Annotated in this window: 11 protein-coding genes; 9 read left to right on the top strand and 2 right to left on the bottom strand. The window is 74.7% G+C overall.

The window, feature by feature from the left end; translation table 11 throughout:
- Positions 1-214 precede the first annotated feature (214 nt).
- Positions 215-1243 (top strand): 3-dehydroquinate synthase, encoded by a 1029-nt coding sequence (gene aroB, locus ABEB16_RS06085; RefSeq protein ID WP_345711366.1) that lies wholly within the window; start codon positions 215-217, stop codon positions 1241-1243.
- 20 nt (positions 1244-1263) lie between these two features.
- Here aroB and ABEB16_RS06080 read toward each other — a convergent pair whose 3' ends face one another.
- Positions 1264-1689, bottom strand: a complete 426-nt coding sequence (locus ABEB16_RS06080) for a hypothetical protein (RefSeq protein WP_345711365.1) — start codon at positions 1687-1689, stop codon at positions 1264-1266.
- A 320-nt stretch (positions 1690-2009) separates the two neighbouring features.
- Between ABEB16_RS06080 and efp the strand changes: the two genes are divergently transcribed.
- On the top strand, positions 2010-2570 hold the full coding sequence (gene efp / locus ABEB16_RS06075; protein WP_345711364.1) for an elongation factor P: 561 nt from the start codon (positions 2010-2012) through the stop codon (positions 2568-2570).
- Positions 2571-2638: 68 nt separating this feature from the next.
- Positions 2639-3052 carry a transcription antitermination factor NusB gene (nusB, locus tag ABEB16_RS06070; protein ID WP_345711363.1) on the top strand — a complete coding sequence of 138 codons (414 nt, stop codon included), beginning with the start codon at positions 2639-2641 and terminating at the stop codon, positions 3050-3052.
- Positions 3053-3121: 69 nt separating this feature from the next.
- Here the strand turns inward: nusB and bldD are convergent, their stop codons facing one another.
- Complete coding sequence (gene bldD, locus ABEB16_RS06065; RefSeq protein ID WP_104432408.1) at positions 3122-3619, bottom strand: transcriptional regulator BldD; 498 nt, start codon at positions 3617-3619, stop codon at positions 3122-3124.
- Positions 3620-3865: 246 nt separating this feature from the next.
- On the opposite strand from bldD, the gene pyrR reads away from it, so the two are divergent.
- The 6 genes from pyrR to carB all read left to right on the top strand — a co-directional run.
- A complete protein-coding gene (gene pyrR / locus ABEB16_RS06060; RefSeq protein ID WP_345711362.1) occupies positions 3866-4498 on the top strand; it encodes a bifunctional pyr operon transcriptional regulator/uracil phosphoribosyltransferase PyrR in 633 nt (210 codons plus the stop codon).
- On the top strand, positions 4495-5475 hold the full coding sequence (locus ABEB16_RS06055; RefSeq protein ID WP_345711361.1) for an aspartate carbamoyltransferase catalytic subunit: 981 nt from the start codon (positions 4495-4497) through the stop codon (positions 5473-5475). The genes pyrR and ABEB16_RS06055 overlap by 4 nt, the downstream gene beginning before the upstream one ends.
- A complete protein-coding gene (locus tag ABEB16_RS06050; protein WP_345711360.1) occupies positions 5472-6827 on the top strand; it encodes a dihydroorotase in 1356 nt (451 codons plus the stop codon). Before ABEB16_RS06055 ends, ABEB16_RS06050 begins: the two co-directional genes overlap by 4 nt.
- Entirely contained in the window at positions 6824-7321 is a 498-nt protein-coding gene (locus ABEB16_RS06045) for a PH-like domain-containing protein (protein WP_345711359.1), read from the top strand. Before ABEB16_RS06050 ends, ABEB16_RS06045 begins: the two co-directional genes overlap by 4 nt.
- On the top strand, positions 7318-8559 hold the full coding sequence (carA, locus tag ABEB16_RS06040) for a glutamine-hydrolyzing carbamoyl-phosphate synthase small subunit (RefSeq protein ID WP_345711358.1): 1242 nt from the start codon (positions 7318-7320) through the stop codon (positions 8557-8559). The genes ABEB16_RS06045 and carA overlap by 4 nt, the downstream gene beginning before the upstream one ends.
- The coding region (gene carB / locus ABEB16_RS06035; RefSeq protein ID WP_345711357.1) for a carbamoyl-phosphate synthase large subunit at positions 8559-11815 on the top strand (3257 nt) is incomplete at its 3' end. The genes carA and carB, both read left to right, overlap by 1 nt.

The raw sequence follows: 11815 nt of genomic DNA, 5'->3' as shown, positions 1-11815 counted from the left end.
CCCCGAGGAGGTCGCCGCGGAGGTCCTCGCCCGCTGCGCCACCGCGCCCGGCGCCGGTGGCGGCTGAGCGGCGGGCGGGCGTGCGGCGGGTGCCGCGGGCCGACGCCGTACCCTCGTCGCCGTGACGAGCACCGCCGCGAGCCCCGCCGCGCCGTCGCAGCCCGGGGACGCCCCCACCCGCACCACCGTCGCCGGCGAGCGCCCCTACGACGTCGTGATCGGCCGCGCCCTGCTCGGGGAGCTGCCGGGACTGCTCGGCGAGGGCGTGCGCAAGGTCCTGGTCGTGCACCCGCGCGCGCTGCGGGCCAGCGGGGAGGCCATCCGCGACGACCTCGCCGAACGCGGCTTCACCCCCGTCCTGGCGGAGGTCCCCGACGGGGAGGACGCCAAGCGCGCCGAGGTCGCCGCCTTCTGCTGGCAGGTGCTCGGCCAGGCCGACTTCACCCGCTCCGACGCGGTCGTCGCCGTCGGCGGCGGCACGGTCACCGACCTGGGCGGCTTCGTCGCCGCCACCTGGCTGCGCGGGGTGAAGGTCGTGCAGGTGCCCACGACGCTGCTGGCGATGGTGGACGCCGCCGTCGGGGGCAAGACGGGCATCAACACCGCCGAGGGCAAGAACCTCGTGGGCTCCTTCCACCCCCCGGCCGGGGTGCTGTGCGACCTCGCGGCGCTGGACACCCTGCCCGCCAACGACCTGCGCGCCGGCATGGCCGAGGTCGTCAAGTGCGGTTTCATCGCCGACGAGCGGATCCTCACCCTCGTCGAGCAGGACGTGGCCGCGGCCACCGACCCGGCCTCGCCGGTGCTGCGCGAGCTCGTGGAGCGCGCGGTGCGGGTCAAGGCCGACGTGGTGGGGCAGGACCTGCGCGAGCAGGGGCTGCGGGAGGTCCTCAACTACGGCCACACCCTCGGGCACGCGGTGGAGCTCGTGGAGCGCTTCTCCTGGCGGCACGGGGCCGCGGTGAGCGTGGGCATGGTCTACGTCGCCGAGCTGGCCCGGCTGGCGGGGCGCCTCGCGGACGCCGACGTCGAGCGCCACCGGCGGGTGCTGGGCTCCCTGGGGCTGCCGCTGACGTACCGCGGGGACCGCTGGCCGCAGCTGCTGGCGGCGATGCAGCGGGACAAGAAGACCCGCGGCAGCCTGCTGCGCTTCGTGGTGCTCGACGCGATCGGCCGCCCCGCGCGGCTGGAGGGGCCCGACCCGGCGCTGCTGCAGGCGGCCTACGCGGAGATCTCCGCATAGCCGGTCGGCCGGTCGCGGCGTCAGCCGCAGGGGTCGTCGTCGACCTGCCCGCCCTCGTCGACGAAGAGCACCGTCGCGGTGGCCGCGTCACCGGCGGCGAGGCAGAAGCCGGTGCGGTCGGCGCGCAGGATGCGCACCATCCCGCCGGCCCGCCCGGCGGCCAGCTGGTGCGTCTCCGCGGCGTAGGTGCCGTGCGCGTCGTGGTAGCGCAGCTGCGCCGCCAGCGTCGTGCCCAGCACCGCGCCCAGCTCGGCCGACGCCGCCGCCGTGCCCCCGGCGGCCAGCAGGGGCACCGCGGCCACGGCGACGAGGGCGAGGACCACGGGCGCGGCGACGAGCAGGACCAGCGCGCGCGGTCGCCGCAGCACCGCGGGGTGCACCGCGCGCGGCCCCGGGTGCGGCGCCGGGTGCTGCGCCGTCGCCGGCGGGCGGGAGCCGGCGCTCACCGGTTCCCGCCGCGGGCCGTCGTGGTTCTCACCCCCGTCACATCGGGGCCGCCCGCCCCGCCCAGCAGCCCGGCCCACCCGTCCGGCGGGACCGCGTCGTCCGTCCGGCCCAACGCCGCCGCCTCCCGCCGCGCCCGCGCCGTCGTCCCGCCCTCGCGCGGGTCCCGGCCCGACCGGTGGTGGTGGCTAGACTGGAGTGCCCGCCCGCGTGCCGTCGCGACAGCCGCGCTGACGCGACCCGGGCAGCCGGGCCCCGGCGGGGACCGGCCGGCGGGACAGATGACCTCAAGAGCACCCGAGCGGACGGACTGGAAGACGACGTGGCTTCGACCAACGACCTGAAGAACGGCATCGTGCTGAACCTGGACGGCCAGCTGTGGTCCGTCGTGGAGTTCCAGCACGTCAAGCCCGGCAAGGGCGGTGCCTTCGTCCGGACCAAGCTGAAGAACGTGCTCTCCGGCAAGGTCGTCGACCGCACGTTCAACGCCGGCGTCAAGGTGGAGACCGCCACCGTGGACAAGCGGGACATGCAGTACCTCTACAAGGACGGCGAGGACTTCGTGTTCATGGACTCCTCGACGTACGACCAGATCACGGTCCCGGCCGCCACGGTGGGCGACGCCGCCAACTACATGCTGGAGAGCCAGCAGGTCATCGTCGCCACGCACGAGGGCACCCCGCTCTACGTGGAGCTGCCCACCTCCGTCGTGCTGGAGATCACCTACACCGAGCCCGGTCTGCAGGGCGACCGCTCCACCGGCGGCACCAAGCCCGCCACCGTGGAGACCGGCTACGAGATCCAGGTCCCCCTCTTCCTCGAGCAGGGCACCAAGGTCAAGGTCGACACCCGCACGGGGGACTACCTCGGGCGCGTCAGCTGAGCGCCTCCCACCGGCAGGGCCGCCGTCCGGCCCCCCAGCACGGTCAGCACGAAGGACAGGGGTAACCGGTGTCGGCACGCAGCAAGGCCCGCAGGAGGGCCCTGGACATCCTCTTCGAGGCCGAGCAGCGGCAGGTGGCCCCCGCCGTGGTGCTCGCCGAGCGCGTGGCGCGCGCGCAGCCGCCGGTGGCGGAGTACACGACGACCCTCGTGCAGGGCGTGACGGCCGAGCGGGTGCGCATCGACGAGCTGCTCGCCACCCACTCCCACGGCTGGAGCCTGGAGCGGATGCCGGCCGTGGACCGCACCGCGCTGCGCCTGGGCACGTGGGAGCTCCTGCACAACGACGAGGTCCCCGACGTGGTGGCGATCAGCGAGGCGGTCGCGCTGGTCGCGGAGCTGTCCACCGACGAGTCCCCGACGTTCGTCAACGGGCTGCTGGCCCGCCTCGCGGAGCTGAAGCCGACGATCGTCGACGCCTGAGCCCCGGACGCGGACGAGGCCCGGTCCCCCACGCGGGGGACCGGGCCTCGTCGGCGTCCGGGGTCCGGCTCAGGCGTGCGACTCCACGGCGCGGCGGGCGTCGGCGTTGAGGACGCCCCACGCGATGAACTCGTCGCACAGCGCGGTCGGCGGCACGTCGTAGATGACGGCCAGCGTGCGCAGGTCGTCGGCGCGGATGCTGAGCACCCGGCCGTTGTAGTCGCCGCGCTGGGACTGGATGGTCTGGGCGTAGCGGGCCAGCGGCCCGGCCTTCTCGGCCGGCACCTCCTGCAGGCGCTCCAGGTCCAGCACGAGACGGGGCGGGGGTTCGGCGGTGCCCTGCGGGGCGCCCTCGGGGAGCAGTGCGGAGACCGGGACCCCGTAGAAGTCGGCGAGCTCGGCGAGCCGCTGGACGGTGACCGCTCGGTCGCCGCGCTCGTAGGAGCCGACGACGACTGCCTTCCACCGGCCCTCAGACTTCTCTTCGACGCCGTGCAGGGACAGCCCCTGTTGGGTGCGGATGGCGCGAAGGCGCGATCCGAGTGCGCGGGAGTAGTCCGATGCCATGCGGGAATCGTCACTGAGCGTTATCGGCCTCGTCAAGCTGACCTGCCGGTTCACCGCCCATCAGGCACATCGACCACCCTGATGGCGGTGAACTTGCTGCACAGAGTGACCGAACGGTGCCGCAACGATGATCTCGCGGTGGCCTGCGGACGGCGTGCGCTCACCGCCCGCGCCCGGGATGTAGCCTCACCCCGATCGACGTCCTTTAAGGAACCGTCCCGTGAGGCGGGGAAGGAGGTCGCGGACGTGACGTCTGCTGCCCAGCCGGGGCCCACCGCCCCGCAGCGCGCGGAGCCCGCCGGTGCGCGGGTCCTGCTCGAAGCCCCCGACATCTCCCGCGCCCTGACGCGCATCGCCCACGAGCTGCTCGAGGCCAACAGGGGCGCCGCCGACCTCGTGCTGCTGGGCATCCCCACCCGCGGCGTGCCGCTCGCCGAGCGCCTGGCGCGCCGCATCGCCGACGCCGACGGCACCGCGGTGCCCACCGGTTCCCTCGACGTGACGATGTACCGCGACGACCTGCGCCGCCACCCCACCCGCAGCCTGCTGCCCACGCAGCTGCCCGCCGGCGGGATCGACGAGAAGGTCGTCGTCCTCGTCGACGACGTCCTCTACTCCGGCCGCACCATCCGCGCGGCCCTCGACGCCGTCTCCGACCTCGGCCGCCCCCGCGCGGTGCGCCTGGCCGTCCTCGTCGACCGCGGCCACCGCGAGCTGCCGATCCGCGCCGACCACGTCGGCAAGAACCTGCCCACCTCCACCGCCGAGCGCGTGGGGGTCCTGCTGGCCGAGACCGACGGGCGCGACGCGGTGCTGCTGTCCGGCGGCCCGCACCGGGACGCCGCCGGCGGCCGGGCCGGCGCGGGGGAGGGCGCGTGAGCCCGCACCTGCTGTCCGCCGCCGACCTGGACCGGGCCGGCGCCGTCCACGTCCTCGACGTCGCCGAGGAGATGGCCGCCACCCAGCGCCGGGAGATCAAGAAGCTGCCCACGCTGCGCGGGCGCACCGTGGTCAACCTCTTCTTCGAGGACTCCACCCGCACCCGCATCTCCTTCGAGGCCGCGGCCAAGCGGCTGTCGGCGGACGTCATCAACTTCTCCGCCAAGGGCTCCAGCGTCTCCAAGGGCGAGAGCCTCAAGGACACCGCGCTGACCCTGGAGGCGATGGGCGCCGACGCGGTCGTCGTGCGCCACCCGGCCTCCGGGGCCCCGCACCGCCTGGCGCACGCCGGCTGGACCCGCGGGGCCGTCGTCAACGCCGGCGACGGCACCCACGAGCACCCCACGCAGGCGCTGCTGGACGCCTTCACCGTCCGCCGGCACCTGCGCGGCGGCGGACCGCACGGCGCGGCCGGCGGTCGCGACCTCGACGGGGTGCGCGTCACCATCGTCGGCGACGTGCTGCACTCGCGGGTGGCCCGCTCCAACGTCCTGCTGCTGCACACCCTCGGCGCGCACGTCACCCTCGTCGCCCCGCCCACGCTGCTGCCGGTGGGCATCGACGGCTGGCCCTGCGAGGTCTCCCACGACCTCGACGACGCCCTGGCCGGCGGGCGCCCGGACGCGGTGATGATGCTGCGGGTGCAGCGGGAGCGGATGAGCACCGCCGGCGGCGGCTTCTTCCCCTCCGCCCGGGAGTACTCCCGCCGCTACGGCCTCGGCGCCGCCCGGCTGGCGCTGCTGCCGGAGCACACCGTCGTGATGCACCCCGGCCCCATGAACCGCGGCCTGGAGATCTCCGCCGACGCCGCCGACAGCCCCCGCTCCACCATCGTGGAGCAGGTCGGCAACGGCGTGGCCGTGCGGATGGCCGTGCTCTACCTGCTGCTGGCCGGCGACCTCGGAGGACGCGCATGAGCACCCCCAACACCCCCGGCGGCACCCCCGCGACGCTCGTGCGCGGTGCCCGCGTCCTCGGCGGCGCACCGGCCGACCTGCTGCTGGCCGGCGGGCGCATCGCCGCCGTCGGCCCGGACCTGTCCGGCGAGCAGGCCGCCCGCGGCGCCGACGTCCTCGACGCGGCCGGCCTGATCGCCCTGCCCGGCCTCGTCGACCTGCACACCCACCTGCGCGAACCGGGCCGGGAGGACGCCGAGACCGTCGCCTCCGGCACCCGCGCCGCCGCCCTCGGCGGTTTCACCGCCGTGCACGCCATGGCCAACACCGACCCGGTCGCCGACACCGCCGGCGTCGTGGAGCAGGTGCGCCGGCTGGGGGAGGAGGCCGGCTGGGTCGACGTGCACCCCGTCGGTGCCGTCACCGTCGGGCTGGCCGGGCAGCAGCTCGCCGAGCTGGGCGCGATGGCCGACTCCGCCGCCCGCGTGCGGGTGTTCTCCGACGACGGCAGGTGCGTCGCCGACGCGGTGCTGATGCGCCGGGCGCTGGAGTACGTGCGCGCCTTCGACGGCGTCATCGCCCAGCACGCCCAGGAACCGCGCCTGACCGAGGGCGCGCAGATGCACGAGGGGGAGGTCTCCGCCGTCCTCGGCCTGCGCGGCTGGCCCAGCGTCGCCGAGGAGGCGATCATCGCCCGCGACGTGCTGCTCGCCTCCCACGTCGGCTCCCGGCTGCACGTGTGCCACGTCTCCACGAAGGGGTCGGTGGAGATCGTCCGCTGGGCCAAGGAGCGCGGCTTCCCCGTCACCGCCGAGGTCACCCCGCACCACCTGCTGCTCACCGACGAGCTGGTGCGCGACTACGACCCCGTCTACAAGGTGAACCCGCCGCTGCGGACCCGCGCCGACGTCGAGGCGCTGCGGGAGGGGCTGGCCGACGGCACCATCGACGTCGTCGCCACCGACCACGCCCCGCACCCGGCGGAGGACAAGGACTGCGAGTGGGCGGCGGCGGCGATGGGCATGACCGGTCTGGAGACCGCGCTGTCCGTCGTGCAGCACACCATGGTCGACACCGGGCTGCTGGACTGGGCCGGCGTGGCCGAGCGGATGTCCGCCGCCCCGGCGCGCATCGGGCGCCTGCAGGCGCAGGGCCGACCGCCGGCCGCGGGCGAGCCCGCCAACCTCGTGCTGGTGGACCCGGCGGCGCGCACCGTCGTGGACCCCGCCGCGCACGCCACCGCCGGGCGCAACTCGCCCTTCCGCGGCATGGAGCTGCCCGGGGCGGTGGTGGCGACGTTCCTGCGCGGGCGGGCCACCGTGCGCGGGCGCCGCCTCGTCGAGCGGGCCGGCGGGACGGGGGCGCGCTCGTGAAGTGGGTCGCCGTCGTGGTCCTCGTCCTGGTGCTGCTGCTCATCTGGCGGCAGATGTTCGCCGGCTGGCGCGCGCGGGTGCGCCGGCAGCAGGGGCTGGCCGCGCCGGCCTCCCCGCAGGGCTGGACCCGCGGGGCGGGGGCGCTGGAGGGCACGTACGTGTCGACGACGGACGCCGGGCACGGGCTGGAGCGCATCGCCGTGCACGGTCTCGGCACGCGCAGCGCGGTGGCCGTGGAGGTCTCCGAGCGCGGCGTCGCGCTGTTCCGCGAGGGGGCGCGCTCGTTCGTCGTGCCCCGCGCGGACATCGTCGGCGTCGGCCGCAGCGGCGGCATGGTGGGCAAGTGGGTCGGCGGCGCGGGACTGGTCGTGCTGCGGTGGAAGCTCGGGGAGCGGGTCGTCGACACCGGCGTCCGCCTCCGGCGCGTGGAGGAGGGGAACCGACTGGTGCAGCAGGTGGAGGAGCTCATGAGCCCCCGGGGCGGTCAGCGGTGAGCGCGGCAGGAGCGGTCCTCGTCCTGGAGGACGGGCGCACCTTCCGCGGCGAGGCGTACGGCGCCGTCGGCGAGACGGTCGGCGAGGCGGTGTTCTCCACCGGCATGACCGGTTACCAGGAGACGCTCACCGACCCCAGCTACCACCGCCAGGTCGTCGTCATGACGGCCCCGCACGTGGGCAACACCGGCGTCAACGACGAGGACGAGGAGTCGGCGCGGATCTGGGTCGCCGGCTACGTCGTGCGCGACCCCGCGCGGGTGCCCTCGAACTGGCGCTCGCGGCGCACCCTCGACGCCGAGCTCGCCGCGCAGGGCGTGGTCGGCATCTCCGGGGTCGACACCCGGGCGCTGACCCGGCACCTGCGCGAGCGCGGCGCCATGCGGGTCGGGGTGTTCTCCGGCGAGGCCGCGCAGCGACCGGCCGCGGACTTGCTGGAGGCGGTGCGCTCCGCGCCGGCCATGACCGGTGCCGACCTGGCCGGGGAGGTCACCACCGCCGAGGTCTACACCGTGCCCGCGCAGGGGGAGCGGCGCTTCACCGTCGCCGCCGTGGACCTGGGCATCAAGTCCATGACGCCGCAGCGGATGGCCGAGCGCGGCATCGAGGTGCGGGTGCTGCCGGCGACCGCCACGCTGGAGCAGGTCCTCACCGCGGGCGCGGACGGCGGCGCCCCCGACGGGGTGTTCTTCTCCAACGGCCCGGGCGACCCCTCCGCCGCGACCCACGAGATCGAGGTCCTGCAGGGCGTCCTGGCCCGGCGCATCCCGTTCTTCGGCATCTGCTACGGCAACCAGCTCCTCGGCCGCGCCCTGGGGTTCGGCACGTACAAGCTGAAGTACGGCCACCGCGGCATCAACCAGCCCGTGATGGACCGCGCCACCGGCAAGGTGGAGGTCACCGCGCACAACCACGGCTTCGCCGTCGACGCCCCGCTGGACGGGCCCAGCGACACCCCGTTCGGGCGGGCCGTGGTCAGCCACGTCGGGCTCAACGACGACGTCGTGGAGGGGCTGCGCTGCCTGGACGTGCCGGCGTTCTCCGTGCAGTACCACCCCGAGGCCGCCGCCGGCCCGCACGACGCCGGCTACCTGTTCGACCGCTTCACCGACCTCATGGCCGGTGCCGACCCGGCCACCACGACCGGCGGCACCGCTGCGGGCGACGGACCCGGGGCCGGTTCCGGCGCGGGCACCGGCGCGGCCACCAGCACCGACGACACCCCGAAGGGCGCCTGATGCCTCGCCGCACCGACATCTCCTCCGTCCTCGTCATCGGCTCCGGGCCCATCGTCATCGGGCAGGCGGCGGAGTTCGACTACTCCGGCACCCAGGCCTGCCGGGTGCTGCGCGCCGAGGGCCTGCGCGTGATCCTCGTGAACTCCAACCCCGCGACGATCATGACGGACCCGGAGATGGCCGACGCCACCTACGTCGAGCCCATCACCCCCGAGGTCGTCGAGGCGATCATCGCCAAGGAGAAGCCCGACGCGCTGCTGGCCACCCTCGGGGGGCAGACCGCGCTCAACACGGCGATCGCGCTGCACGAGCAGGGGGTGCTGGAGCGCCACGGCGTGGAGCTCATCGGCGCCGACGTCGCGGCCATCCAGCTGGGGGAGGACCGCGAGAAGTTCAAGGGCGTCGTGGCGCGCTGCGGCGCGGAGAGCGCCCGCAGCCACGTGTGCCACACCATGGACGAGGTGCTGGCCGCCGCCGGCGACCTCGGCTACCCCGTCGTCGTGCGCCCCAGCTTCACCATGGGCGGCCTGGGCTCGGGGTTCGCCTACGACGAGGCGGACCTGCGCCGCATCGCCGGGCAGGGCCTGCACCACAGCCCCACCACCGAGGTGCTCCTGGAGGAGTCCATCCTCGGCTGGAAGGAGTACGAGCTGGAGCTCATGCGCGACCGCGCCGACAACGTCGTGGTCGTCTGCTCCATCGAGAACTTCGACCCGATGGGCGTGCACACCGGCGACTCCATCACCGTCGCCCCCGCGATGACGCTCACCGACCGGGAGTACCAGCGGCTGCGCGACATCGGCATCGCCGTCATCCGCGAGGTCGGCGTCGACACCGGCGGCTGCAACATCCAGTTCGCCGTCAACCCCGCCGACGGGCGCGTCATCGTCATCGAGATGAACCCCCGCGTCTCGCGATCCTCGGCGCTGGCGTCCAAGGCGACCGGGTTCCCCATCGCCAAGATCGCCGCGAAGCTCGCCGTGGGCTACACCCTCGACGAGATCCCCAACGACATCACCCGCGTCACCCCGGCCAGCTTCGAGCCGACGCTGGACTACGTCGTCGTCAAGGTGCCGCGGTTCGCGTTCGAGAAGTTCCCCGCCGCCGACCCGACGCTCACGACGACGATGAAGAGCGTCGGCGAGGCGATGGCGCTGGGCCGCAACTTCACCGAGGCCCTGCAGAAGGCGCTGCGCAGCGTCGAGCGCCGCGGTGCCTCCTTCACCTGGGTGGGCGAGCCCGGTGACCTCGCCGAGCTGCTGGAGGTGGTGCGCCGGCCCACCGACACCCGGCTGCAGCTGGTCGTGCAGGCCATCCGCGCCGGCGCCACCCCCGAGCAGCTCTTCGAGTCCACCCGGATCGACCCGTGGTTCCTCGACCAGCTCTTCCTGCTCGACGAGATCGCCCGCGAGGTCCGCGACGCGGAGCAGATCACCCCCGGGCTGCTGCGCCGCGCCAAGCGGCACGGTTTCTCCGACGTGCAGATCGGCGAGCTGCGCGCCATGCCGGAGGACGTCGTGCGCGGCGTGCGCCACGCCCTGGGCGTGCGGCCGGTCTACAAGACGGTGGACACCTGCGCGGCGGAGTTCGCGGCCACCACGCCGTACCACTACTCCAGCTACGACGAGGAGGACGAGACCCGCCCGCGCGAGAAGCCGGCGATCGTCATCCTCGGCTCCGGCCCCAACCGGATCGGGCAGGGCGTGGAGTTCGACTACTCCTGCGTCCACGCCTCCTTCGCCCTCGCCGACGCCGGTTTCGAGACCGTCATGGTGAACTGCAACCCCGAGACGGTCTCCACCGACTACGACACCTCCGACCGGCTGTACTTCGAGCCGCTGACGCTGGAGGACGTGCTGGAGGTCGTGCACGCCGAGCAGCGCTGCGGGCCCGTCGCCGGTGTCGTCGTGCAGCTCGGCGGTCAGACCCCCCTGGGGCTGGCCGCGCGGCTCAAGGCCGCCGGGGTGCCCGTCATCGGCACCTCCCCGGAGGCCATCCACCTGGCCGAGGAGCGCGGCGCGTTCGGGCGGGTGCTGGCCGAGGCCGGCCTGCCCGCGCCCAAGCACGGCACCGCCGTCTCCTTCGCCGAGGCCCGCGACATCGCCGCCGGCATCGGCTACCCCGTGCTGGTGCGCCCCTCCTACGTGCTCGGCGGGCGCGGCATGCAGATCGTCTACGACGAGGGGTCGCTGGCGGAGTACATGGCCACGGCCACGGAGGTCTCCGCCGACCGGCCCGTGCTCGTGGACCGCTTCCTCGACGACGCCATCGAGATCGACGTCGACGCCCTCTTCGACGGGCACGAGATGTACCTCGGCGGCGTCATGGAGCACATCGAGGAGGCCGGCATCCACTCCGGCGACTCCGCGTGCGTGCTGCCGCCGCCCACCCTGGGCCGCGGGGAGCTGGCCCGGGTGCGCACCAGCACCGAGGCGATCGCCCGCGGGGTGGGCGTGCGGGGGCTGCTCAACGTCCAGTTCGCCCTCGCCGCGGACATCCTCTACGTGCTGGAGGCCAACCCCCGCGCCAGCCGCACGGTGCCCTTCGTGTCCAAGGCCACCGGGGTGCCGCTGGCCAAGGCCGCCGCGCGCATCATGGCCGGGGCCACCATCGCCGAGCTGCGCGCCGAGGGGATGCTGCCCGCCAGCGGCGACGGCGGTGCGCTGCCCCCCGAGGCGCCGACGTCGGTGAAGGAGGCGGTGCTGCCCTTCGCGCGGTTCCGCACCGCCGACGGGCAGGTCGTCGACAGCCTGCTGGGCCCGGAGATGCGCTCCACCGGCGAGGTCATGGGCATCGACGTGGACTTCCCCACGGCGTTCGGCAAGTCGCAGACCGCCGCCTACGGCGGGCTGCCCACCGCCGGCACCGCGTTCATCTCCGTGGCCGACCGCGACAAGCGCGCCATGGTGCTGCCGGTCAAGCGGCTGGCGGACCTGGGGTTCCGGTTGCTGGCCACCGAGGGCACCGCGGAGACGCTGCGGCGCAACGGGATCTCCAGCACCGTGGTGCGCAAGCACTCCGCCGGTTCCGTCGACGGCGAGCCCACCATCGTCGGGCGCATCCTCGCCGGTGAGGTCGACCTCGTCGTCAACACCCCCTCGGGCAACCAGGCGCGCGCCGACGGCTACGAGATCCGCGCCGCCACGACCGCGGTGGGCAAGCCCATCGTCACCACGGTGCAGCAGCTGGCCGCGGCGGTCCAGGCCCCCCGGCTCGCCGCGGCCCCGCCGCGCCGCCTGCGCGGCGTAGTCGTCGA

It is taken from the genome of Kineococcus glutinatus, assembly GCF_039542765.1.
Lineage (GTDB): Bacteria > Actinomycetota > Actinomycetes > Actinomycetales > Kineococcaceae > Kineococcus_A > Kineococcus_A glutinatus.
The sequence above is the reverse complement of the archived record's forward strand: the minus strand, read 5'-3'. Positions and strand labels throughout refer to the sequence as shown.

Bases quoted from the DNA above. Each gene is read 5' to 3' on its own strand.
- bldD (WP_104432408.1), bottom strand. From the start codon at position 3,619: ATGGCATCGGACTACTCCCGCGCACTCGGATCGCGCCTTCGCGCCATC.
- ABEB16_RS06050 (WP_345711360.1), top strand. From the start codon at position 5,472: ATGAGCACCCCCAACACCCCCGGCGGCACCCCCGCGACGCTCGTGCGC.